Origin of the sequence: Burkholderia sp. AU33803 (assembly GCF_002223095.1) — a bacterium.
GTDB lineage: Bacteria > Pseudomonadota > Gammaproteobacteria > Burkholderiales > Burkholderiaceae > Burkholderia.
The window spans coordinates 1,714,354-1,738,202 of the sequence record NZ_NKFJ01000006.1 but is presented as its reverse complement, the minus strand read 5'-3'; the positions used below and the strand labels follow the sequence as shown (position 1 = coordinate 1,738,202).

Below are 23,849 nucleotides of genomic sequence, written 5' to 3'. Positions count from 1 at the left end.
GGGGACGACGATCATGAGACTGACGACTCGCAAGCTGTGCGTATTGGCGATAGGCACGTTCGCTGCCATGGCGATGGCGCGATACGGCGCCGATCAGGTCCCGTCGCCGCCGTATGCGGCCGGCATCCTGCAATGCCGTTCGGTCGACGTGAACGGCCTGCCGGCCGGTTGCGTGCCGATCGATCCGTCGCACTTCGGTTTCGCCGCGATGCGCGGCATGTGACACCGGCGCGGCCGCGCGCCGCGCAGCGCGGAAGGCATGGCGGCGCGATGGCGTACGGATGCCTTCCGCTACGACCACGGTGGAATCACCGCGCGCCGATCGCGCTTCACGTGATTCGACTTCAACCGGGCGTGAGACGGTGGGCGTCTTGCACGCGCCCCGTTGCACGTCCGTCTCGGCAACGAGGCAACGCGGTGACGTCCGCGTCAGACCTTCGCCACTTCCGTCGTTTTCCGCACATTTCCAAACGCTGACCCATTCGTCATGTCATCCGACTATTCCCTGACTCACCCCCTGAATACCCGCGACGTGCATCGCTGGGATGCCGAACACGATGTCGTGATCGTCGGCTTCGGCGCGGCCGGCGCGTGCGCGGCGATCGAGGCCGCGAGCGCCGGCGCCGACACGCTGATCGTCGAACGTGCGTCGAGCTACGGCGGCACGAGCGCGCTGTCGGGCGGCGAGATCTACCTCGGCGGCAGCGGCGGCACGCCCGCGCAGCGGCAGGCCGGTTTTACCGACGACACCGAGGATCTGTACCGCTACCTGATGCTGGCCGGCGGCCGCGACGCCGACGAGGCGAAGGTGCGCCTCTACGCGAACGACAGCCTGGCGCACCACGACTGGCTCGTCGCGCAGGGCCTGACCTACAAGAACACGTTCATCGCCGAGCGGATCGTCGAACCGGAAACCGACGATTGCCTGATCTGGTCGGGCAGCGAGGAAGCCTGGCCGTTCAGCGAGGCCGCAAAGCCGTGCCCGCGCGGGCACACGCCGCAATGGCCGGGCTGGGGCGGCGGACAGATGCTGATGCGCGTGCTGGCCGAACGTGTGGCGGCGCTCGGCGTCGCGACGCGCTACGACACGCGCGCGCTCGCGTTGATCGTCGACGACGGCGGCGCGGTGCGCGGCGTCGTGCTGCGCGCCTATGGCGAGACGGCATTCGTCCGGGCGCGTCGCGCGGTGATCCTGTGCGCGGGCGGCTTCGCGATGAACCGCGACATGGTGCGCCGGCATGCGCCGCAGTTCCTGCGCTCGGACGAACCGATCGGCAGCCCCGGCGACGATGGCTCGGGCATCCTGCTCGGCCAGAGCGCGGGCGGCGCGGCGATTCACATGGATCAAGGCTTCGTCAGCCTGCCGTTCTACGCGCCCGAATCGCTGATCAAGGGGATCTTCGTGAACGCGCGCGGCCAGCGTTTCATCAACGAGGACGGCTATCACGGTCGCACGGGCCATCACGCGTTCCATCAGGCCGACGACCGGATCTACCTGCTCGTCGATCAGGCCACCTACCAGGAGCCGCCCGCGATCGCGCGAATCGGCATCGCGGCGGCCGGCGAAACGTGGGAGGAAGTCGAACGCGACCTGCAGATGCCGGCCGGCACGCTGGCGGCGACCGTCGACGTCTACAACCGCCATGCGGCCGACGGCACCGATCCGCTGTTCCACAAGGCGAAGAAGTGGCTGCAGCCGCTGATCGAGCCGCCGTTCGTCGCGCTCGATTGCCGGATCGACTATGCGTTCTATCCGCACTTCACGCTCGGCGGGCTCGATACGCTGCCGACCGGGCAGGTGGTCGATGCAACACGCGCGCCGGTGCCGGGGCTCTATGCGGCGGGCCGCACGACCTGCGGGCTGCCGCGCTGGGGCGCCGGGTACAGCTCGGGGCTGTCGCTGGCCGACGCGACGTTCTTCGGCCGGCAGGCCGGGCGCCACGCCGCGCAGGTGGAGTGCGACGCGGTGCGCCGCGCCGCTTAGCGTTTTCAGGCCGGAAATGAACGACGCCCCGGGCAATCGCATCGCCCGGGGCGTCGTCGTTTCAAGCAGCCAGGCGGCCAGGCAGCCAACCTCTCAGATTGGGCGACCCTTAGCCGAGATCGAGCGCATTCGTCAGATCACCCGGCGGCGTCGCGCCGCGCGCGGCGAACGCCTTGTTGCGCGCGACCACGCCGTCGAGCGGCGCGAGCCCGTGTACGCGGCTGATGAAGCGCAGGATCGAGTTCGTGTCGTAAAGCGTGTGATCGACGAAGCCCTTCTTCGCGAACGGCGAGATCACGAGCGCCGGAATCCGCGAACCCGGCCCCCAGCGGTCGCCTTCCGGCGGCGCGACGTGATCCCACCAGCCGCCGTTCTCGTCGTGCGTCATCACGATCACGGTGTGGTCCCATTGCGGCCCGCGCCGGATATGGTCGATCACGGTCGCGATGTGACGGTCGCCCGATTCGATGTCCGCGTAGCCTGCATGCATGTTCAGGTTGCCCTGCGGCTTGTAGAACGTGACGGCCGGCAGGCGGCCCGCGTCGATGTCGGCGATGAAGTGGTTGGTCGACGGCTCGTCGCCGAGCCCCGCGTCGCGCAGGTGCTTGCGGCGCGCGTCGGTGCCCGGCGCGTAGTTCGCGAAATAGTTGAACGGCTGGTGGTGGTACTGGAAATCGGGCACGGTGCCCGTGTCGCGATGCTCGAGTGCGTACTGCCATGCGCCGCTGTACCACGCCCAGTCGACGTTCTTTTCCGACAGGCGATCGCCGATCGTCGCATAGCCCTGCGGCGGCATCACGCGATGGTCGGCGGGATCCGCATACGCGGCGTTGCCCGGATCGGGCGGCGGCACGTAGCTCGGCTGGTACGGCGGCGCCATCGTGTTCACGCCGTAGCCGTCCGGCGTCAGCGGGCCGTCGGCCACGAACTTCGGCGGGCCGTCGAGCGCGGACGCGGGCGAATTATCGGCGAGCTTCAGGCGCGTACCGGCTGGATCGTCGCCTTCGACCTTCGACAGCAGTTTCGCCGCATGCGGATGCTTGTGCGCGTCCGGATACAGCGGCGGCTGCGCGGAGATCAGGAACATGTGGTTCATCCACGACCCGCCGAAGGCCGCCATGAAGAAGTTGTCGCACAGCGTGTATTGCCGCGCGAGATTCCACAGCCGCAGCGTGTCGGCCGAATTGCGGTAGTGGCCCATCACGAGGCCGCCCGAATCGGCCCACGCGGCGAACTGGTTGTTGCGGCCACCCGCGATCTGCATCTGGTTCTGGTAGAAGCGGTGCCACAGGTCGCGCGTGATCACGCCGTTCGGCAGCGCGTTGCCCTGTGCATCCTTGATCAGGAACGGCGCGTTCGGCAGCTTGTCGATGTCGCGCTCGGCGATCGCGTAGCGCTTGCCGTCCACTTCCTGTGCCTGCGGCACGAGCCCGCCCCAGATCTTCGGCAGCACGGGCAGCGGCGTCTTGCCGTCGCGATCGAGCTGCTGCGCGTGTTCGGCGCGCACCTCGCTCAGCGGATGGCGCACGCCCGGGAAATCGCCGTACAGATTCGCGAAGCTGCGGTTTTCCGCATAGATCACGACGATGTGCCGCACGCGCTGGCGCAACGCTTCGTCGATGCGCAGGTCGGCGGCCGAACGCGGTGCGCTGCCCGCCGTGGTTTCACAGCCGCTGAGCGCGACACCCGCACCGAGCGCGGCGAGGCCGCCGAGCACGCGGCGGCGGTCGGGATCGGCGGGAAGGGTGTCGGGGCGATCGGGGGTGTCGTTCACGTCGTGGGCTCCTCGAATGGGCGGGTGGACGGGGGCGTGATGCGCGGCGGCGTCGCACAGGCTGCCGCGCGGCGGGATGGAAAGCAACGGCCCCGGTTACGGCTGGACCGGCGCGATTCATCTGTCACAAAAATGTCACGAACGCGACTATAACGCGGCAACGGGGTGGGTGAAAGGTGTTTGTCGGACGATTCGACGTGCGTCTCGCGTCATGCGCGACGCCCGCGCGAGAACTAGACTGGAATCAGGGGCGGCGCGTCGCAGCGTGCCGCCCGGGCGAGGGTTGCCCGGCGGCGCCGGCTCACGGCGTCGCCGCGGAGCCATTGATGCGACGAACGAGGCGATGAAGCGAGGCGACGATGGCGCGCATGAATGCCGCTTCCGCATGGCCGCCGATGGCGCGCGCCGGCTGGGCGCGTGCCCGCACCCGTCCGCCGTGCCGCGCAACGCAAGCGTAGCGCGCACGTCCGGCCCGCTGCCATGAACAGGAAATTCGACTACCCGGGATTGCTGATCGCGGCGGGCTTCTTCGTGCTGTTCGCCGCGCAGTTGTTGATGCTGCGCCCGACGTCGGCGCCGATCGCGTACAGCGATTTCCACCAGCTCGTCGCTGCCCGGCTCGTCGACGATCTCGAAATCGGCCCCGTATCGATCTCAGGCACGCTGAAGATGCCGCAGGCCGGCACGCTGCTGCCGGCGTCCGAAGCCGCGGCCGTGCGGCAGGCCGGCGCGCCGTGGCGCTTCACGACCAACCGCGTGACCGACGAGCACCTGACCGACACGCTGACCGCCGCCGGCATCCGCTATCACGGTGCGTCCGACACGAGCTGGATCGCATCGCTGGCGTCGTGGCTGCTGCCGCTCGTGCTGTTCGTGTTCATCTGGAACATGATGGTGCGCCGGCGCGGCGGGCTGCAGGATTTCACCGGGATGGGCAAGAGCCGGGCGCGGGTGTACGTGCAGCAGGAAACCGGCATCACGTTCGACGATATCGCGGGCATCGACGAAGCGAAGGCCGAGCTGCAGCAGCTCGTCGCGTTCCTGCGCAACCCCGACCGTTACCAGCGGCTCGGCGGCAAGATTCCGAAGGGCGTGCTCGTGGTCGGCGCGCCGGGCACCGGCAAGACGCTGCTTGCGCGCGCGGTGGCCGGCGAGGCAGCCGTGCCGTTCTTCTCGATCAGCGGCTCGGCGTTCGTCGAGATGTTCGTCGGCGTGGGCGCGGCGCGCGTGCGCGACCTGTTCGAGCAGGCGCAGCAGAAGGCGCCGTGCATCGTGTTCGTCGACGAGCTCGATGCGCTCGGCAAGGTGCGCGGCGTCGGCCCGATGTCGGGCAACGACGAACGCGAGCAGACGCTCAATCAGTTGCTCGTCGAGATGGACGGCTTCCAGGCCGGCTCCGGCGTGATCATCATGGCCGCGACGAACCGGCCGGAGATCCTCGATCCCGCGCTGCTGCGGCCGGGCCGCTTCGATCGCCACATCGCGATCGACCGGCCCGACGTGAATGGCCGAAGGCAGATCCTCGGCGTGCACGTGAAGCGCGTGAAGCTCGCGGCCGACGTCGATCTCGGCGAACTCGCGTCGCGCACGCCGGGCTTCGTCGGCGCGGATCTCGCGAACGTCGTCAACGAGGCCGCGCTGCATGCGGCCGAACTCGGCAAGCCGGCGATCGGCATGGCCGATTTCGACGAGGCGATCGACCGCGCGTTGACGGGCCTCGAGCGCAAGAGCCGCGTGATGAACGCGCAGGAGAAGCTGACCATCGCGTATCACGAGGCCGGCCACGCGCTCGTCGCGGAAAGCCGCACGCATTGCGATCCGGTGAAGAAGGTGTCGATCATTCCGCGCGGTGTCGCGGCGCTCGGCTATACGCAGCAGGTGCCGACCGAGGATCGCTACGTGTTGCGCCGAAGCGAGCTGCTCGACCGGATCGATGCGCTGCTTGGCGGCCGCGTGGCCGAAGAGCTCGTGTTCGGCGACGTGTCGACGGGCGCGCAGAACGATCTCGAGCGCGCGACCGCGATGGCGCGCCACATGGTCATGCAGTACGGGATGAGCGAGAAGATCGGGCTCGCGACGTTCGACGACGGCGATGCGCGCCAGGGCATGCCGGGCGCGTGGCATGCGGGCGACGGGCGCTGCAGCGAGCACACCGCACGGATGATCGACGACGAGGTGCGCACGCTGCTGGCCGACGCGCACGCGCGCGTCGCGGCAACGCTCGGCGAACGCCGCGATGCGCTCGAACGCATCGCGCGTCGGCTGCTGCAATGCGAGGTGCTCGAACGCGACGCGCTGCAGGCGCTGATCGACGGGCGCGTCGAACCGCCGGCCGCCACGACGCCGCCACCGGACGACGCAGCCGGCGCACGCGGCGGCACGGTCGAGACGGAGCAGGCGTCCGCGGTCGAGCGCGATTTCGTCGCGTACGGGCCGCCACGCGAACCCGAGCGCTGAAGATCCCATGAACCTGCGAGCGGCGCGCGTCGAAGCGACTGCGTGCCGTCATTCCTTTCCCCGTTGATCTCCACGGAGTCGCCATGAGCGAGGCGCACGTATCGGTCGATGTCGCGCAGCAGGCGCGTTTCTGTTTCGAAGTGGTATTCGCCGGCACGACGCTGGCGCCGGTGCTCACCGACGAACCGCCTCCGCACGGCGACGGACGCGGGCCGAACCCGATCCGGCTATTGGCCGCGGCCGTCGCGACCTGTCTCGCGGCGAGCCTGCAGTTCGCGCTGGAAAAGCAGCAGGTCGATCCGCAGCCGATTGCCGCGCATATCGACGTCGACATGGTGCAGAACGATGCGGGCAGGGTGCGCGTGGGCGCGATGTCGGTACGGCTGTCGATCGGCAAGACGTGGGCCGATCTCGCAGCCGCGCAGCGCGTGCTCGATCAGTTCGATGCGTACTGCGTACTGACGGAGAGCCTGCGCGAAGGCATTCCGGTGTCGGTGGACCTGTGCGACGTGAACGGCGCGGCGCTCGAACACGCGGCGACGCACGCGTGAGCGCGCGTCAGGCGGGTCAGGATTCGGCCGCGGCCGCGACTTCGGCTGCCTCGGCGAGCGCGTTGAGAAAGCGCGTGCGCCACCAGTGCACGTCGGTCTTGCGCACGATTGCCATCAGCGCCGCGTGACGCTGGCGGCGTTCTTCGAGCGGCATCGTGAGCGCGCGCTGGATCGCCTGCGCGGTGCCTTGCGTGTCGTACGGATTGACGAGCAGTGCCGACTTCAACTGCTCGGCCGCGCCGGCGAAACGCGACAGCACGAGCACGCCCGGATCGGCGGCATCCTGCGCCGCGAGAAATTCCTTCGCGACGAGGTTCATCCCGTCGCGCAGCGGCGTGACGAGCGCGACGCGGCTCGCGCGGTACAGGCCCGGCAAGCGCTTGCGCGCGACGGTGCGGTGAATGTAGCGCATCGGCATCCATTCGAGTTCGCCGTAGTCGCCGTTGATCGCGCCGCAGAGGCTGTCCATCTCGCGCCGCAGGTCGTCGTACGCGCCGAGATCCTCGCGGCTCGGCGCGGCGATCTGGATCAGCGTCGCGCGGTTGCGGTTCTCCGGATATTGCTCGAGCAACTGGCGGAATGCATTCACGCGCTGCGGCAGCCCCTTCGTGTAGTCGAGGCGGTCGACGCCGACCAGCAACTGGCGGCGCGAGTATTCATCGCGCATCCGCTCGAACATGTCGAGGCCGTCGCGATCGCGGGCGAGCGATTCGAACTCGTCGACGTTGATGCCGATCGGGAATGCGCCGGCCGACAGCGTGCGGCCGAACGCGCGCAGGCGGCCGTCGGGCAGCCGCGCGGCGCCGGCTTCCGCTTCGACGTAATGCTCGAAGTGAAGCAGGTCCGACTCGGTCTGGAAGCCGACGAGATCGTAGGCGAACAGCGACCGCATCAGCCATTCGTGCTCCGGGATCGCGGCCATGATCGGCGGCGGCGGCATCGGAATGTGCAGGAAGAAGCCGATCGGGTTCGTGCAGCCCATCGCACGCAACTCGGCGGCGAGCGGAATCAGCTGGTAGTCGTGGACCCAGATGGTGTCGTCGGGGCGCAGCAGCGTGCGCAGCTTGCGCGCGAACAGCTGGTTCACGCGCCGGTAGCCGTCGGCGAAGCGGCGGTCGAACTGCGCGAGATCGAGGCGGTAGTGAAACACCGGCCACAGCACGTTGTTCGAATAGCCGAGGTAGTACGCGTCGTAATCCTGCGGATCGAGATCGATCGTCGCGAGCTGGATGCCGCCGACGTTCTGGATCTGCACCTCGTCGCCGTGCGCAGGCTGGTCGTCGCCGCCGCGTAACCTCCCGCTCCAGCCGAACCAGACGCCGCCGGATTCCTGCAGGCTGTCCTTCACGGCGACGGCGAGCCCGCCGGCCGCGGCTTTACGGGGATCTGCAATGCGATTGGATACGACGACGAGTCGGCTCACCAGCTCTCCTGACGATTGTTGAGGGAAAGGTTCGTGCGGCCGTGGCGCGAGAAGCAGACGCCGCCATCGATGCGCGGTGCGCGCAGCGACAGGGCCGCAATGCGATCGGACGGGGGTCAGGGCACGCGACTCGCTGTCCGATTGCGGAGTGCTTTTTTAAGCATACTCGTCATTCGGCTGTTTTAAAAGTCTGCATCGGCGCGCGACGCGCGTGCGAATGCGGCGCGATTTCCATGACGCCGGTGTGGCAGCGTGAGAATTATGGGCGGGACCGAATCTTGCGCAGCGCTGCCCATTCAGCGTGCGTCGTGTGATGAGGAGGCGGGCACGTCACGCGCAATCGAGCGTGACGATGTGCGTTTCATGACGTGCGCACGCGGCCCGCGCCGGTCGGCGGAAGCGACCGGCGATGCCGTGGCGGTGCCGACGTGCGAGCGGCACCGAGCGACGCGTATGCGTGCTGCGCACGCGTGATGCGAATCGGTGCAGCGCGACGTCGCGCATGAGAACCGGCCGCGTCGGACGGTGACGATACGTAGCTGCACCGCGTGCCGCGTGCCGCGTGCGGCCGCGCATCGCGCAGTGCGCGCAAGCGCGACGCAAGCGGATCTGCGGAGCAGCGGGCGCATCGTCGTCCCGGTGCGGTATCGATTATGCAGTTCCGCAGTTCCGCAGTTCCGCGGTTACGCCGTGGCCGGTTGCCAGTGATGCGCGGCGGGCGCTTGCGCGTACGCGCCCGGCGACGCCCCGTGCGTGCCGGACGGCATCCGGAACGCGGCCACCGTTTCGGACAGCTCGCGGCCTTGCGCCTCGAGCGACTTCGATGCGGCCGCGGCCTGCTCGACGAGCGCCGCGTTCTGCTGGGTCGTCTCGTCCATCTGCGTGATCGTCAGGTTCACCTGGTCGATGCCGCGGCTCTGCTCGGCCGACGCGGCCGCGATCTCGCCCATGATGTCCGTCACGCGCGCGACGGCCTGCGTGACGTCCGACATCGTCTTGCCGGCTTCGCCCGCGAGTTCGGAACCGTCGCGGATCGTCTGCACCGACGCGGAGATCAGTTCCTTGATCTCCTTCGCCGCCGTCGACGAACGTTGCGCGAGGCTGCGCACCTCGCTTGCAACCACCGCGAAGCCGCGACCCTGTTCGCCCGCACGCGCGGCTTCGACGGCCGCGTTCAGCGCCAGGATGTTGGTCTGGAACGCGATGCCTTCGATGATGCCCGTGATGTCCGCGATCTTCGACGAGCTGTGGCCGATCTCCGTCATCGTGTCGACCACGCGGCCGACCACCGCGCTGCCGCGCTGCGCGACGTCCGATGCGTTCGCGGCGAGCGAACTGGCCTGTTGCGCGTTCTCCGCGTTCAGGCGCACCGTCGACGTGAATTCCTCCATCGTCGCGGCGGTTTCCTGCAGCGACGCGGCCTGTTCCTCGGTGCGCTGGCTCAGGTCGAGGTTGCCCGATGCGATCTCGCTGACCGCATGCGCGATGCTGTTCGACGAATCGCGCACGCGGCCGACGATGCCGATCAGCCGCTCGTTCATCGTTCGCAGCGCGTCGAGCAGATCGCGCGTCTCGTCGTTGCCGCTCACGTCGATGCGGCTGCCGAGATCGCCGTTCGCGACCGTGCGCGCGACGTCCACGGCCGAGCCGATCGGCACCGTGATCTTGCGCGTCAGCCACAGGCCGCCGGATGCCGCGACCACGACCGCGATCAGGCAGATGCCGGCCAGCAGGTTGCGTTCCATCGCATAGCGATCCGCGAACTGCTGCGCGATCGCGAGCTCGCGTTCATGCGTATAGGTTGCGTATGCATCGGTTGCGCGCACCAGTTGCGCGAGCAACGGCCGGCAGTTGTCGTCGATGTCGGCGATCGCCTCGTCCTTCTTGCCGGCCTGCGCGAGCCCGACGATGCGCAGGGCGACGGGCCCGTAGCTGGCTTCGATGCGCACGATGTCGGCGACCAGTTCGCGCGCGCGATCGGAGGTGTCCGTGGCGTTCGCCATCAGGTCCTTGAGCTTCGCGAGGCGATCCTGCACGTCCTTGTGCGCCTGGTTCACCTCGGCCAGTTCAAGCTCGAGGTCGGACGGTTTGGTCGTGAGCACGAGGTTGCGCGCGGCGATCGCGCGCCGGTCGACCGCGGTGCGGATTTGCGCGGAAACGGTCGCTCGTGCATTGATGCCGCTCATGTAGCGGGAAAATTCGGCGTTCGTATCGGATAGCGCCTTGAGTGCCATGCCCGACACGATCACGACGACCGCGGCGAGCAGGCCGAAGCCGCCAAGGAGTTTTGTTTTGATGCTCATTCTGGCGATTTTCACAGTGTGCCTCTGTGCGTGTGGTTGACGAATTGAATTTATTGTTCGACCAGATACGGGCTCGTGTCGGCATTAACGGGTATACGGGATGATTCTTTACCCTTCGAAAACCCTGATATTAGTTTTTTTCGCGCTGGAATCGTTGCCAGTAGGGCTCTCCTGATTTTGATCAAAAATCGGCGGAGTGCCCGTGATTAAAAGGTTTATACGTGGAATTTGAAACCGGTTTTCGTGGGTGAAACAAAAACCGTCGTTTTGCTAATAATTGTCTGATGAATCTGTTTCGATTTATGGATGAATATCGGGATTGGTTTCGATTTAATTGGGGAGGGAACCGGTGAGCGTCGACGGCGAATGCCGCACGATTGGCGGTTATCGCGGATCAACGGAAACTCGCGGCGCAGAGGGGGCGCCGGAGCGAGGCCCGCGGCGGGCGCCGCGGACCATGAGACGGTCAGAACGTGGTGCGCAGCCCGGCCATCACGCTGCGGCCGCCTTGCGGCGCGAAGCCGCGCACGACCGAGGTCGAATAGCGGATTTCCTGGTTCGTCAGGTTGTCGCCGCGCAGGTACGCGAGCCAGTGCGTCGGGCCGACGCGGAACTTGTACGTCAGCATCACGCCGAGCGACGTGTAGCCGTCCGTCGAGAAATCGTTGTCGGGCACGCGATGCTGCGACCACGCATGCGTGACCTGCGCCCGCGCACCGAACGGGCCGTAACCGTAGTCGGCCGCGAGCGTCGCGCGCAGCGGCGCGATGCGTGGCAGCGGCTGGCCCGTGTCCACGTTGCGCGCATGTGTGTAGTCGGCCGTCAGTTCGAGGTCGACCGTGTGGCCGCGCCGCGCGAACGCGCGCCACTTGCCGTCCAGCTCGATGCCGTAGAACTCGGCGCGCACGCCGCGATAGATCGCTTCGTTCAGCGCGCCGTCGGTGCCGGGCGCGACGGGCTCGTCGTCGCCGTCCACGACGCGGCCGGTGTTGTACTCGGTCAGGTAGTTCGAGAAGCGGTTGTAGAACACGCCGACGCTGCCGCGATTCGGGCCGCTCGCGTAGCGCAGCGACAGGTCGGTCGACACCGCCTTTTCCTTCGACGCGTTCGGGTTGCCGATCAGGAACTGCCCGGTCGCATCGTGCGGGCCGTTCGAATACAGCTCGTAGAAGGTCGGCGCGCGTTCGGTGTACGCGACGTTGACCGCCACCGACCAGACGGGCGTCAGCGAGAACAGTGCGCCGGCCGACAGGCTGCCCGCGTTGAATTCGCGCGGCTGCGCCCCCGCGAATTTCTCGACGCCGGCCGGATCGGGATCGACCTTCACGTGTTCGAAGCGGCCGCCGAGGCTCAGCTTCAGCGCGGGGACGACCTGCCATTCCTCGAGGCCGAACAGCGCGACGCTGTTGGTGCGCGTGGACGGCACGAGCAATTCGTCGCCGAGCGCGGAGAACGTGTTCTGGCCGAACTGCACGCCGATCGCGCCTTCGAACGGGCCGATCTTGCGATGCGTTGCCTCGATGCGGGCCTCGTAGCCGCGATTGCGGAAGGTGGTCGCGGTTTCGCCGTTGTTGACTTCCTTGTGACGGTAGTCGGTGTACGCGAAGTCGAATTTCAGCTTCGTGAACGGCCCGCTCAGGTTGCGCACCTCGGACGCGAGCGCGAGGCGCTCCTGGCGCATCCGCAGCCGCACGTCGCTTTCCGCGACGGAGCCGTAGTTCGATTCGTAGCCGCTGTAGGACAGGCCCGCGAAACCGTCCGCCCACGTGTACGACGCGCCCACCGCGCCGCCGTGCACGCGGCCGTCGCTGTTCGGCACGTTGCCGTACGGCTGCGGCGCATCGGGGCCGTCGATCGCGCGTTGCGCGCTGCTGCGCGCGTAGCCGGGAATCCGCAGCTTGCTCGTCTCGCGGTCGAACGCGTCGACGTGGAACGCGAAGCGGCCGTTGCCGCCTTCGACCTGCGCGGCGCCCGCGCGCACCGAGTTCGCGCCGCCGTAGCGCGCGTCGAGCGCGCCCGTCACGCCCTCGATCGCTTCGCGCGGAATCCGGTTGTCGATCGTGTTGACGACGCCGCCCACCGCATTGCCGCCGTACAGCAGCGCGGCCGGGCCGCGCACGATCTCGACGCGTTCGATCGACAGCGGGTCCTGCGGCACCGCATGGTCGTACGACAGCGACGATGCGTCGTATGCCGCGACGCCGTTCTGCAGCAGCCGGATCCGGTCGCCATCCATCCCGCGGATGATCGGGCGGCCGACCATCGGCCCGTAGGTGGTGGTCGACACGCCGGGCAGCCCGTTCAGCGTTTCGCCGAGCGAATCGGCCTGGCGGCGCGTCAGCGCATCGCCGGAAAGCTGGGCGGTCGGCGCGATCAGTTCGTTGTCGCCGAGCGGGTTCGCGGTCACGAAGATCGGGGCGAGCGTGGTGGTCGGCGGCGTGCCGGACACGGCGGCCGGTTCGGTCTGCGCGTGCGCGACGGCGGCGAACAGCATCAGCGAAAGGGACGAGAGCGGGCGAAGCGGTAGACGAGGGAGGTCGCGCATGGTCGGTGAATCGGTTGGAATCGGATCGGATAACGAGCGATGCAGGTCACGGCCGGATACGATATATTGTTGCGTCAGTGGCGCGCAGTGACCCGTTGGAACATGGCTCGGCGAGGCTCGGCCACCCACAGTGGAACGGCGTCAGGCGGACGAGCACGCGAAATGATATGTTATATCATTTCAAAATCCAAGCCGGATGGCGGGATCCTGTCGGGTTTCTGTCGGATGGATGAAATGGCGGCGGGAGTGGAAACCGCCTGCGCGGTGTTCGGAACGATCGCCTGGACCCGACGACGCGATGCGCACGCCGACGCGTTGCCGATACGCGGGCCAGGTGCGTGTTGCCTGCGTTTGGTGTCCGTCGAAGCGGCCCGCCGGAAGCAGCCCTGCGCTGATCGATGCAGCGGGCGCGGCCCTCCGCTCCTGGGTCGGGAGCCAGCGCGATGCTGCGTCGCGCGACGGTGCGACGTCTTGTAGCGGTGGCCATCGCCGTGCATTGCCCGCGTGTTGATGCGTATCAACGTCGTTCGATTCCGAAACCGGATACTGGATCGCTCATTGACCAGGCAGGAGCGACCCATGACCCAAACCATGAAAGCGGCCGTCGTGCACGCATTCGGCGAACCGCTGCGCATCGAGGAAGTGCCCGTGCCGACGCCGGGGCCCGGCCAGATCCTCGTCAACATCAAGGCATCGGGTGTGTGCCACACCGACCTGCACGCGGCCGATGGCGACTGGCCGGTCAAGCCGACGTTGCCGTTCATTCCGGGGCATGAAGGCGTGGGCATCGTCGCGGCGGTCGGTGCGGGCGTCACGCACGTGCGCGAGGGGGATCGCGTGGGCGTGCCGTGGCTCTACACGGCCTGCGGCCATTGCGAGTACTGCCACACGGGCTGGGAAACGCTGTGCCACGGCCAGCAGAACACCGGTTATTCGGTGAACGGCAGCTACGCGGAATACGTGCTGGCCGATCCCGACTACGTCGGTCATTTGCCCGCGCAGGTTGCGTTCGACGAGATCGCGCCGATCCTGTGCGCGGGTGTCACCGTCTACAAGGGCATTCGCGTCACCGATACGCGCCCGGGCCAGTGGCTCGCGATCTCCGGCATCGGCGGCCTCGGCCATGTGGCCGTGCAGTATGCGCGTGCGATGGGCCTGCACGTCGCGGCCATCGACATTTCACCCGACAAGCTCGCGCTGGCGCGGCAGCTCGGCGCGGAACTGACGATCGACGCGTCGATCGACGATCCGGCCAAGGTGATCCAGAAGGAGATCGGCGGTGCGCATGGCGTGCTCGTCACGGCCGTGTCGCGCAGTGCATTCGCGCAGGCGCTCGGGATGGTGCGGCGCGGCGGCACGGTGGCACTCAACGGCTTGCCGCCCGGCGATTTCCCGTTGCCGATCTTCTCGACCGTGCTGAACGGCATCACCGTGCGCGGGTCGATCGTCGGTACGCGGCGCGACCTGCAGGAATCGCTCGACTTCGCGGCCGACGGCCTGGTGCGCGCGCATATCCATCGCGACCGGCTCGGCAACATCAACGACGTGTTCGCAAAGCTGCGCGAAGGCAAGGTCGATGGACGCATCGTGCTGACGGACATGCATTGACGTGATGCGCGCCGCGCACGTGCCGTCAATGGAGCGACGGCACCACGCTGCTCAACGCTCTGCCGGAAACCGCTCCTGCAATGCATGCAGCCAGCGCGCGACGACATCGAGTTCGTCGTCGGAAAACCCGTCGCACAGCTTGCCGTTGAGTTCGCGCAGCAGCACGCGCGCACGCTTGAGCGCGGCGTGGCCTTCATCGGTGAGGTACAGGCGCGTCGCGCGGCCGTCGTCCGAATCGGCGTGACGCGTAATGAGGCCGGCTTTCGCCATCCGGTCGGCGAGCCCCGTCATCGCGGACGGCGCGAGCTGCAGCGCGGCGCCGACTTCACCGATCAGCGCGCCGTCCTGTTTCGCGAGACAGAACAATGCACCGGCCTGCGCGGCGCTCGCACGCGTCTCGGTCTCCGCCTTGCGGTCGATCCAGCGCTGCACGCGCCGCTGGCCGATGTTCAACATGAAAAACAGTCGTCGGTCTTCGCTCAAGCTGGGTTCCCGGCTGCAATGGAAAGGGAGGGGCGGCCCGCGGTTCGCGTCGTGTCGAGCGCCTGCGCGAGCCAGTCGGCCACGTCGGGCCACAGCACGGTGCCGGGGCGGCTGCGGAAGAAGCCCATGTGCCCGACCGGGCCGCTGCCCGCCGCGTGCGGATCGATCTGGCGGCGTTCGACCGTCGCGCGGGTCAGATAGCTTACCAGCAGCCCGATCGCAGGCGGGTTCGCCCACGGGTCGTCGTCGAAGCCGAGCGCGAGGATCGGCAACTGCTGTTTCGCGTAACGCTCGGCCGCGCCGAGCGTCGGATCGTCGAAGAAATAGTGCGGCAGCGTGGTCCAGCGGCTCCATTCGCGGAACACGCCGGCCGGCATGTCCTCGCCGAGCCCGAGCCGCTTGCCGGGCACGTAGCCGAGCAGCGCCGACATCAGCGGGCCGAGCACGCGCAGGATCAGCCGCACCTTCAGGCGTTCGGCCGCCTGCGTGATCAGCCGCGTGCTGCCCGCATGCGCGGCGACCAGCACGGCCGCGCGCAGGTGCGGCGTCGCGGCGGACAGCCCGATCGCGTGCCCGCCGACGCTATGCCCGACCGCCAGCAGAGGCAAGCCTTCATACGCCTGCCGCGCCCACGCGGTCGCGGCGCCCACGTCGAGTTCCATCCAGTCGCGCATGCGGGCCTTCAACGCACCCAGGCGCGCGGGGCGAGACGCGCCGATGCCGCGATAGTTGTAGGTGAGCGCCGCAAAGCCGCGTTCGGTCAGGAAGCGCGCGAAGCCGGCATACAGCCGCTCCGGCACGGCCGTTGCCGGATGGACCAGCACCAGCGCGCGCGGCGGCGCGTCCGGCGACCACAGCGTGCCGTGCAGCGCGTAGCCGTCGGCGGCGGAAAACTCGATGGGCTCGGAGGTCATGGCTGTCCTCGTGACGGTAGTTATTTCGTATGCGAAATATAGTCCGTGATTTATTTCGTGCACGAAATATCTGTCGAGGATTCACTCGAACCGGGTTCCCGCGTGCGCGGCCGACGGCATCCGGCGACGTCTGTCATGTCATAAAACATTTGCATCTTTCCATAGAAGAATATTGCGTTTGTTTCATGATGAAGATCGACGTATCTTCAGCGGTTCCATCCGTTCCGCCGGCCACCGTGCACGGCGGACCACCGGGCGCCGCCCTCGCGCGGCCGCCTGCCAACCCTACGGGAGATCACGTTGTTGAGTCGAATCGTCACGGCACTCTTGCTGGCGCTTGCCGCGCAGCCCGGCATGGCCAAGGACACCGTCACGCTGCGCGTCGGTGAACAGAACTACTTCAACATCCAGGCGTCGATGGAGGCGTCCGGCGTGCTGAAGGACCTGCCTTACACGATCGAGTGGAAGCATTTCCAGGCCGCGGCGCCCGTCGCCGAATCGCTGAACGGCAATGCGATCGACGTCGGCTTTCTCGGCGATTCCGCGCTGCTCACGCTGGCCGCGCGCGGCGCGCCGGTGAAGGTCGTCGCGGTGTCGCGGCAGAGCCTCGACGGCGTCGCGATCCTCGTGCCGAAGGATTCGCCGGTGCGCACCGTGGCCGACCTGCAGGGCAAGACCATCGCCGTCTGGCGCGGCGCGTGGAGCCAGCAGCTCGTGCTGCGCGCGCTCGAACACGCGGGCTTGCGCGCGGATTCGGTCAAGTACGCGTACCTGATGCCGATCGATGCGACCAACGCGCTCGCGAACGGCTCGGTCGACGCCGTGTCGCTGTGGGAGCCGTTCGTCAGCACGCTTGCGCTGCGGCAGGGCGCGCGGCCCGTGACGACCGCGCAGGGGCTGATGCCGGCGCTGAGCTTCGTCGCCGCGAACGAGCAGGCCGTCTCCGGCAAGCGCGCCGAGATCACCGATTTCCTGCGGCGCGTGGTGGCCGCTCGCCAGTGGGTCGACAACCACCCGCGCGAGTACGCGGACCTGTGGGCGAAGCGCGCGAAGCTCGAACCCGATGTCGCGTACCGCTGGCTCAACAACGCGAAGCAGCGCGTCGGCCCGGTCGACGAGACGGCCGCGAAGGACGCGCAGAACACGGCCGACTTCCTGCACAAGGCCGGCGTGATTCCGGTCGCGTACGACACGTCGAAGCTGCTCGACCGCTCGTATGCGGGCGCGTTCGCGGCGCCGGCGCAGAAGACGGCCGCCGCGCAGTAAGCGGGCTGCCTCCGCCGCGATTTTCGATCAAGTACCCCAAGGACATTCCGACATGCCAGTCGACATCATCGGCATGATCACCGCGACACCCGGCGCGGAGGTCGACGTACCGGGCGGCGCGGCCGTCCAGCCCGACTACGTGCGCCGCTTCGCGCAGGCGCACGAGGCCGCCGGCTTCGACCAGATCCTGGTCGGCCATTTCAGCAACGCGGCGGACGGCTTCATCGTCGCGTCGTTCGCGGCCGCCGCGACCGAGCGCCTCCGCCTCCTGCTCGCGCACCGGCCGGGCGTGATCGTGCCGTCGGCCGCCGCGCGGCAGATCGCGACGCTCGACGTATTCAGCGGCGGCCGGCTCGCGCTGAACGTCGTGTCGGGCGGCGACGATGCCGACCTGCAGCGCGACGGCGATTTCGTGCCGCACGATGCGCGCTACCGCCGTACCGGCGAATATCTCGACGTGCTGAAACGGATCTGGCAGGCCGACGCGCCGGTCGACCATGACGGTGCGTTCTATCGGCTGCGCGGCGCGTCGCCGGTCGTCAAGTGCGCCCAGCAGCCGCACGTGCCGATCTATTTCGGCGGCTCGTCGCCGGCCGCGCTGGCGGTCGCGGGCGAGCATGCCGACGTCTACATGACGTGGGGTGAGCCGCTCGCATCGGTGCGCGAGCAGATCGCGCGCGTGCGTGAAGCCGCCGCGCCGTTCGGGCGGGCGCCGCGCATCAGCGTGTCGTTCCGGCCGATCGTCGCCGATACCGAGGCGGCGGCGTGGGAAAAGGCCGAGGCGATCCGCGAGCGCGTGCGCGCGGCGCGGCTCGCGAACGGCCAGCCGATCGCCGGCCATGCGCCGCAGAATGCGGGTTCGCAACGGCTGATGGCGGCGGCCGCGCAGGGTGACGTGCTCGACGAGCGGCTGTGGATGGGTGTCGCGAACCTGACCGGCGCGCGCTGGAATTCGACCGCGCTGGTCGGCACGCCGGAACAGGTCGCGCGGGCGCTCGGTGCGTATTACCGGCTGGGCGTGTCGACGTTCCTGATTCGAGGGTTCGATCCGCTGGACGATGCGCTCGATTACGGGCGCGAGCTGATTCCGGCGATTCATGCGCACGTCGCGGAACTCGACCGGCATCACGCGGCGGTGACGGCGTAGCCTCCTGCAGCCAACGGTGTTGCTTCGACGCGCCCCGGCATGGCCATCGTGCAATGCCGGGGCGATGTCACGTCGGGCATCGCCCGATCGACGACGTCAAAACGACGGCAACCCCGGCGGATTGGTTTCCGCACGTGCAATCGCCTCACTCTGCAGACCCCAGCGCGCGAGCGCCTGCCCGTAACGGCCGTTGCCGATCAGCCCGTTCGTCGCGAGTGTCAGCGCGGGCGCGAGCCCGCTGCCGCGTCGCGTCGCGATCGCCACGTCGGCGTTGGCCGGCCAGCCCGCATTGACGACGCCGACGCGGCGGATCTTGCCCGTGCGCGCGGCCTCGTACGCGAGCGATGCGTTCGGGTTCAGCTCCGCATCGGCGCGACCCGACAGCAGCGCGACGCGCGCCGCCGCATCGTCGTCGAAATAGAGCAGCTCGGCCGGCTTCAGCCCCTGCGCCACGTTGCGCTTGTTCCACTCGAGCAGGATGCGCTCCTGGCTCGTCCCCGCGCCGGTGATGATGCGCAGGCCGGCGATATCCCGCGGCTCGGCGAGCTTCGCGATCGGGCTGCCGGTGCGCACGTAGAAGCCGTGCAGCCCGAGCCGGTAGGTCGTGAAATCGTATTTCTCCTTGCGCTTCTCGGTCACGCCGACGTTCGAGATCACCGCGTCGTACTTGCCGGACGTGAGCCCGAGCGGCCAGTCGGCCCACGCGATCGGCAGCAGCACGAGCGTGCGGCCGAGTGCGTCGGCGACGAGCTGCGCATAGTCGGGATCGGCGCCGACCACGGTGCGCGCGTCGGTCGCGTAGGTCGATACGGGCGGCGCGTGCGGTGAAATCGCGACCGTGAACGCGCCGTCGCGAACCCAGCGGTAGCCGGCTGCCGCGCGGATCGCCGCGTCGTCGGGTTGCGCGCGCGGGCGGCCGGCCTGGCGCGGATCGAGGTCGGCGGTCGCGGCGGCTGCGTGCACCGCATGCCATGGAAGGCTGCCCGCTGCCGCGATCAGCGCGGCGGTCATGAACTGGCGTCGGTCGGTCATCGTGCGGCACCTCGCAGGTAGGCAGCGGCGCGCATCACAGCACCCGCGACAGGAACGCACGCGTGCGCGGATGCGACGGCGCGTCGAGCACGACGGCCGGCGGCCCGGCTTCGACGATGCGCCCTCGCTCCATGAACAGCACGTTGTCCGCGACTTCGCGCGCGAAGCCGATCTCGTGCGTGACGATCACGAGCGTCGTGCCCGACTGGGCAAGTTCCTTGATCACGTCGAGCACCTCGTTGACGAGCTCGGGATCGAGCGCCGACGTCGGCTCGTCGAACAGCAGCACCTTCGGGCGCAGTGCGAGCGCCCGCGCGATCGCGACGCGCTGCTGCTGGCCGCCGGACAACTGGCGCGGATACGCATCGGCCTTGTCCGCGAGGCCGACGCGCGCGAGCAGCGTGCGGGCGATGCGTTCGGCGGCGTCGCGCGTGATGCCGCCGACGACGACCGGCGCTTCGACGAGGTTCTCGAGCACGGTCAGGTGCGGGAACAGGTTGAAGTTCTGGAACACCATCCCGACGGCCGTGCGCCGCGTCAGCACGTCGCGCTCCTTCAGCTCGTAGAGCACGTCGCCGTCGCGGCGATAGCCGATCAGTTCGCCGTCGATGTCGATGTAGCCGTCGTCGACGCGTTCGAGATGGTTGATCGTGCGCAGCAGCGTCGACTTGCCCGAGCCCGACGGCCCGACGATCGCGGTCACGCTGCCGCGCGGCGCGACGAACGACACGTTGTCGAGCACGCGCTGCATGCCGAACTGCTTCGACACGCCATGCACGGCCACTTCGCCGCCGGCGCGCGGTGCGACGGCGGTCGCCGCGTCGCTATCGCCGTGAGCCTGCGCGACCGATGCCGCGCGACGGGACGTGACACGCCGCCACAGCCCGCCGATACGCGCAAGCGCGAACGTGATGACGGACGGCGGCGGATTGCGCAGCGCCCCGCGCGCATAGTGCCGCTCGACCTGCACCTGGATGGCCGACAGCACGGTCAGGATGATCAGGTACCAGACGGTGGCGACCATCAGCAGCGGAATCACTTCGAGATTGCGGCGATAGATCACCTGCACCGTATAGAACAGCTCGGGCATCGCGAGCACGTAGACCATCGACGTGCCTTTCGCGAGCGAGATCAGGTCGTTGAACGCGGTGGGCAGGATCGCGCGCATCGCCTGCGGCAGCACGATTCGCGTGGTCTGGCGGCCGCGCGGCAGCCCGAGTGCGGCGGCCGCTTCGAGCTGGCCCTGGTCGACCGCGAGAATGCCGCCGCGAATCACCTCCGCGGAAAACGCCGCGTGGTTCAGCGTGAGGCCGAGCACGGCCGCGAGGAACGGGCTGATCAGGTCGGTCGTCGGCGTGTCGAACCAGACGATGTCGGTGAAGGGCACGCCGAGCCGCACGTGCTCGTACAGGTAGCCGAGGTTGTTCAGGATCAGCAGCAGCACGATCAGCGGAATCGAACGGAACAGCCACACGAAGGCCCACGCGCTCGCCGACAGCAGCCGCGAACGCGACAGCCGGGCCAGCGCGACGAACGCGCCGAGCACGAGGCCGAACACCGCGCCGAGCAGCGTCAGCACCAGCGTGCGCGCGAGCCCCGACAGCACCGGCGGCGACAGGAACCATTCGGCGAACACCGGCCAGCCCCATTGCGGGTTGCCGAGAATCGAGTGCAGGACGAGCGCGATCAGCGCGATGGCGAGCACGGTGCCGGCCGTGCGCGACCGGTGGCGCGCGGGCACGATCCGGAAACGCGTGCCGGCGTCGCGCGCGCCGGGGGGAGAGAGCGGCGGCAGCGCGCCGCCGAGGTGGGTCGTGTCGCTCATGTCGGTGGAAATCCTCGAATCGGTCGGTCGGGCGGGCGCCGCGCACGGGCGGCGCGGCGGCGGGTGTCAGGCGTGCGCTTCGGCGGCCGTTTCGTGCGGCGCGCCAGGCGCCGCGTAGCGGCTGGCCTTGCGCGGCAGCCCGAGGTGGTCGCGCAGCGTCGCACCGGGCAGGTCGCGGCTGTAGCGCCCGCGCGCCTCGAGCACCGGAATCACGAGCTCGATGAAATCCTCGACGCCCTGCGCCTGCACCGCGAAGCCGAGGATGAAACCGTCGCCGGCGCCGGCGTCGTGCCAGCGGATCAGCTCGTCGGCGACGTGCTCGGCCGTGCCGATGAAGTTCGGGCGCGGCGTGGCGACCGCGAGCGCCGTCTCGCGCAGCGACAGGCCTTTCTGTTTCGCTTCGGCCTTGATCCGGTCGGTGGTCGAGCGGAAGCTGTTGCGGCCGAGCTCGCCGAGTTCCGGGAACGGCGCATCGAGCGCGTACTGCGTGAAATCGTGGTGATCGAAATAGCGGCCGAGATACGCGAGCGCTTCGTCGATCGTCAGCAGGTTGCGGATCGCCTGGTATTTGTCCTCGGCCTCGGCCGCGGTGCGGCCGACGATCGGCCCGATGCCGGGGAAGATCTTCACGTCGCTGCCTTGCCGGCCGTGCTCGATCGCGCTCTGCTTCACGCGCCGCGTGAACGCGGCCGTTTCGTCGAGCGACGGCGAATGCGTGAACACCGCATCCGCATACTTGCCCGCGAGCGCGATGCCGGTGTCCGACGAACCGGCCTGGAAGATCACCGGCTGCCCCTGCGGCGAGCGCTGGATGTTGAGCGGGCCCGCGACCTGGAAGAAGCGGCCGTGGTGGTCGAGCGTGTGGAGCTTGTCACGGTCGAAGAAGCGGCCGGTCGCGCGGTCGCGCACGAAGGCGTCGTCGTCCCAGCTGTCCCACAGGCCCTGCACGACGTCGAGGTATTCGTCGGCGATCTCGTAGCGCAGTTCATGATCGGGATGCGCCTTGCCGAAATTCTTCGCGGTGCCTTCGAGCGGCGTCGTCACGACGTTCCAGCCCGCGCGCCCGCCGCTGATCGCATCGAGCGACGCGAGCTGGCGCGCGACCGTGAACGGCTCGCTGTACGACGTCGAGATCGTGCCCGCGAGCCCGATCTTGTTCGTCGCGACCGCGAGCGCCGACAGCACGGTCAGCGGCTCGAAGCGGTTCAGGAAGTGCGGGATCGACTTCTCGTTGATGTAGAGGCCGTCCGCGACGAACGCGAACGCGATGCCGGCGGCTTCCGCCTTGCGCGCGATGCCGATCGCGAAATCGAGGTTGATGCTCGCGTCCGGCGGGTTGCTCGGGTGCCGCCATGCGTTCATGTGGCTGCCTGCGCCTTGCAGCATCAGGCCGAAGGGAATCGATCGTCGGGTCGTCATGGGAGCGTCACATGTTCTGGTCAGGGGAGAGGGAGCGGTCGGCCGCGAGGGCCGCTTGCACCGGCGTGGCCGACAGCGCGCCGCCGAGCCATTCGACCGATGCGAGCCGCGCCGCGTAGTCGGTCACCGGCGAATCGATCACGAACGCATCGACGTCGAGCCGCCGGCTCAGTGCATCGAGCGCGCGGTGGATGCGCTCGGGCGTATCGGCCAGCACCGTCGGGCGCAACTCGTCGATCCGGTAGTCGGATGCGCCGCTCTGCCGCGCGAATTCGGCGGCCGCCTGCGCGCTGGCGAGATTGAAGCTCTGGCCGCCCGCGAACTGCAGCTTGAAGATCTTCAGCGGCCCGATCAGTTGCTCGGCCGCGTCGCGCGTCGGCGCGGCCACCGCGTACAGCGCGACCAGCGGCCGGGTGCCGCCAGCGCTGCGGTACGCGTCCAGCGAGCGTTCGAGGTTCGCGTCGTCGCCGTTGAAATGCCCCGCGTAGCAGAAGCGCCAGCCGTTGCGCGCGGCGAGCGCGCCGCTGTCCGGCGAGCCGCCGAGCAGGATGCGTTCGGGCGCCTGCGGCGGCACGGGCAGCGCGACGGCACCGGCGAGCGCATGATCCTCGGCGACGCCCCAGCCGAGAAACGCGTCGAGCTCCGCGAGCTGGCCCGCGAAGTCCGGCTTGCGCGCCTTGTCGTGGAACCACTGCAGCGCGCGCGTGGTCAGCGGCAGCCCGCCGGGCGCCTTGCCGATGCCGAGATCGACGCGGCCCGGCGCGAGCGCGGCCAGCACCTTGAAGGTTTCGGCGACCTTGAACGGGCTGTAGTGCTGCAGCATCACGCCGCCCGAGCCGACGCGAATGCGCGACGTGTGCGCGAGCAGGTGCGCGACGACGACCTCCGGCGCGGAGCTTGCAAAGGCCGGCGTGCCGTGATGTTCGGCGACCCAGAAGCGCTCGTAGCCGAGCTGTTCGGCGCGCTGCGCGAGCGTCGTGGTGAAGCGCAGCGCGTCGGCGGCGTTCGCGCCGTCGGCGATCGGACTCTTGTCCAGCAACGAAAGCGAATAAGACATGGTGAGCGGCGTTCCTGCGTGAGCGTGGCGTGGGCGTGAAGGGGCGGCGAGCGTGCGCGGC

17 protein-coding genes are annotated in these 23,849 nt (G+C 68.6%); 7 read left to right on the top strand and 10 right to left on the bottom strand.

Going from position 1 to position 23,849, the window contains the following annotated elements; translation table 11 throughout:
• Window positions 1–13 precede the first annotated feature (13 nt).
• Window positions 14–223 (top strand): hypothetical protein, encoded by a 210-nt coding sequence (locus CFB41_RS24990; protein ID WP_089458279.1) that lies wholly within the window; start codon window positions 14–16, stop codon window positions 221–223.
• Between the two features lie 264 nt (window positions 224–487).
• Window positions 488–1,984: an FAD-dependent oxidoreductase gene (locus CFB41_RS24985; protein WP_089458278.1), complete on the top strand. Its 1,497-nt coding sequence runs from the start codon at window positions 488–490 to the stop codon at window positions 1,982–1,984.
• A gap of 109 nt (window positions 1,985–2,093) precedes the next feature.
• Here the strand turns inward: CFB41_RS24985 and CFB41_RS24980 are convergent, their stop codons facing one another.
• Entirely contained in the window at window positions 2,094–3,758 is a 1,665-nt protein-coding gene (locus CFB41_RS24980; protein WP_089458277.1) for an acid phosphatase, read from the bottom strand.
• A gap of 480 nt (window positions 3,759–4,238) precedes the next feature.
• Here CFB41_RS24980 and ftsH point away from each other — a divergent pair, with 480 nt between their 5' ends.
• Window positions 4,239–6,215 carry an ATP-dependent zinc metalloprotease FtsH gene (gene ftsH, locus CFB41_RS24970; protein ID WP_089458276.1) on the top strand — a complete coding sequence of 659 codons (1,977 nt, stop codon included), beginning with the start codon at window positions 4,239–4,241 and terminating at the stop codon, window positions 6,213–6,215.
• A gap of 83 nt (window positions 6,216–6,298) precedes the next feature.
• Window positions 6,299–6,766: an OsmC family protein gene (locus CFB41_RS24965; protein WP_089458275.1), complete on the top strand. Its 468-nt coding sequence runs from the start codon at window positions 6,299–6,301 to the stop codon at window positions 6,764–6,766.
• 16 nt (window positions 6,767–6,782) lie between these two features.
• Here CFB41_RS24965 and otsA read toward each other — a convergent pair whose 3' ends face one another.
• The 3 genes from otsA to CFB41_RS24950 all read right to left on the bottom strand — a co-directional run bounded on the left by otsA (window position 6,783) and on the right by CFB41_RS24950 (window position 13,037).
• The gene (otsA, locus tag CFB41_RS24960) at window positions 6,783–8,189 is read right to left on the bottom strand and encodes an alpha,alpha-trehalose-phosphate synthase (UDP-forming) (protein ID WP_089442420.1); all 1,407 of its coding nucleotides are present in this window, start codon (window positions 8,187–8,189) and stop codon (window positions 6,783–6,785) included.
• A gap of 683 nt (window positions 8,190–8,872) precedes the next feature.
• Entirely contained in the window at window positions 8,873–10,492 is a 1,620-nt protein-coding gene (locus tag CFB41_RS24955) for a methyl-accepting chemotaxis protein (RefSeq protein WP_089442422.1), read from the bottom strand.
• A gap of 466 nt (window positions 10,493–10,958) precedes the next feature.
• Complete coding sequence (locus tag CFB41_RS24950; RefSeq protein WP_256941166.1) at window positions 10,959–13,037, bottom strand: TonB-dependent receptor; 2,079 nt, start codon at window positions 13,035–13,037, stop codon at window positions 10,959–10,961.
• Between the two features lie 579 nt (window positions 13,038–13,616).
• Between CFB41_RS24950 and adhP the strand changes: the two genes are divergently transcribed.
• The gene (adhP, locus tag CFB41_RS24945) at window positions 13,617–14,645 is read left to right on the top strand and encodes an alcohol dehydrogenase AdhP (protein WP_047849938.1); all 1,029 of its coding nucleotides are present in this window, start codon (window positions 13,617–13,619) and stop codon (window positions 14,643–14,645) included.
• Between the two features lie 51 nt (window positions 14,646–14,696).
• On the opposite strand, the gene CFB41_RS24940 is transcribed toward adhP, so the two are convergent.
• Window positions 14,697–15,128, bottom strand: a complete 432-nt coding sequence (locus tag CFB41_RS24940) for a MarR family winged helix-turn-helix transcriptional regulator (protein WP_059240503.1) — start codon at window positions 15,126–15,128, stop codon at window positions 14,697–14,699.
• Window positions 15,125–16,042 (bottom strand): serine aminopeptidase domain-containing protein, encoded by a 918-nt coding sequence (locus tag CFB41_RS24935; protein WP_089458273.1) that lies wholly within the window; start codon window positions 16,040–16,042, stop codon window positions 15,125–15,127. Before CFB41_RS24935 ends, CFB41_RS24940 begins: the two co-directional genes overlap by 4 nt.
• Before the next feature lie 300 nt (window positions 16,043–16,342).
• Here CFB41_RS24935 and CFB41_RS24930 point away from each other — a divergent pair, with 300 nt between their 5' ends.
• Window positions 16,343–17,308 carry an ABC transporter substrate-binding protein gene (locus CFB41_RS24930; RefSeq protein WP_179243733.1) on the top strand — a complete coding sequence of 322 codons (966 nt, stop codon included), beginning with the start codon at window positions 16,343–16,345 and terminating at the stop codon, window positions 17,306–17,308.
• 52 nt (window positions 17,309–17,360) lie between these two features.
• On the top strand, window positions 17,361–18,455 hold the full coding sequence (locus CFB41_RS24925; protein WP_089458272.1) for an LLM class flavin-dependent oxidoreductase: 1,095 nt from the start codon (window positions 17,361–17,363) through the stop codon (window positions 18,453–18,455).
• 96 nt (window positions 18,456–18,551) lie between these two features.
• Here CFB41_RS24925 and CFB41_RS24920 read toward each other — a convergent pair whose 3' ends face one another.
• The 4 genes from CFB41_RS24920 to CFB41_RS24905 form a co-directional block, all read right to left on the bottom strand.
• The gene (locus CFB41_RS24920; RefSeq protein ID WP_089458271.1) at window positions 18,552–19,487 is read right to left on the bottom strand and encodes an ABC transporter substrate-binding protein; all 936 of its coding nucleotides are present in this window, start codon (window positions 19,485–19,487) and stop codon (window positions 18,552–18,554) included.
• A 34-nt stretch (window positions 19,488–19,521) separates the two neighbouring features.
• Entirely contained in the window at window positions 19,522–21,312 is a 1,791-nt protein-coding gene (locus CFB41_RS38895; protein ID WP_089458270.1) for an amino acid ABC transporter permease/ATP-binding protein, read from the bottom strand.
• Between the two features lie 66 nt (window positions 21,313–21,378).
• Window positions 21,379–22,731, bottom strand: coding sequence for an LLM class flavin-dependent oxidoreductase (locus CFB41_RS24910; protein WP_089458269.1), 1,353 nt, complete (start codon window positions 22,729–22,731; stop codon window positions 21,379–21,381).
• Between the two features lie 7 nt (window positions 22,732–22,738).
• Window positions 22,739–23,788: an LLM class flavin-dependent oxidoreductase gene (locus CFB41_RS24905; protein ID WP_089458268.1), complete on the bottom strand. Its 1,050-nt coding sequence runs from the start codon at window positions 23,786–23,788 to the stop codon at window positions 22,739–22,741.
• Window positions 23,789–23,849 lie beyond the last annotated feature (61 nt).

Coding starts and splice junctions, on each gene's coding strand:
- CFB41_RS24990 (WP_089458279.1), top strand. CDS start 14: ATGAGACTGACGACTCGCAAGCTGTGCGTATTGGCGATAGGCACGTTC.
- CFB41_RS24985 (WP_089458278.1), top strand. CDS start 488: ATGTCATCCGACTATTCCCTGACTCACCCCCTGAATACCCGCGACGTG.
- ftsH (WP_089458276.1), top strand. CDS start 4,239: ATGAACAGGAAATTCGACTACCCGGGATTGCTGATCGCGGCGGGCTTC.
- CFB41_RS24965 (WP_089458275.1), top strand. CDS start 6,299: ATGAGCGAGGCGCACGTATCGGTCGATGTCGCGCAGCAGGCGCGTTTC.
- CFB41_RS24955 (WP_089442422.1), bottom strand. CDS start 10,492: ATGAGCATCAAAACAAAACTCCTTGGCGGCTTCGGCCTGCTCGCCGCG.
- CFB41_RS24950 (WP_256941166.1), bottom strand. CDS start 13,037: ATGCGCGACCTCCCTCGTCTACCGCTTCGCCCGCTCTCGTCCCTTTCG.
- adhP (WP_047849938.1), top strand. CDS start 13,617: ATGACCCAAACCATGAAAGCGGCCGTCGTGCACGCATTCGGCGAACCG.
- CFB41_RS24935 (WP_089458273.1), bottom strand. CDS start 16,042: ATGACCTCCGAGCCCATCGAGTTTTCCGCCGCCGACGGCTACGCGCTG.
- CFB41_RS24925 (WP_089458272.1), top strand. CDS start 17,361: ATGCCAGTCGACATCATCGGCATGATCACCGCGACACCCGGCGCGGAG.
- CFB41_RS24920 (WP_089458271.1), bottom strand. CDS start 19,487: ATGACCGACCGACGCCAGTTCATGACCGCCGCGCTGATCGCGGCAGCG.
- CFB41_RS38895 (WP_089458270.1), bottom strand. CDS start 21,312: ATGAGCGACACGACCCACCTCGGCGGCGCGCTGCCGCCGCTCTCTCCC.
- CFB41_RS24910 (WP_089458269.1), bottom strand. CDS start 22,731: ATGACGACCCGACGATCGATTCCCTTCGGCCTGATGCTGCAAGGCGCA.
- CFB41_RS24905 (WP_089458268.1), bottom strand. CDS start 23,788: ATGTCTTATTCGCTTTCGTTGCTGGACAAGAGTCCGATCGCCGACGGC.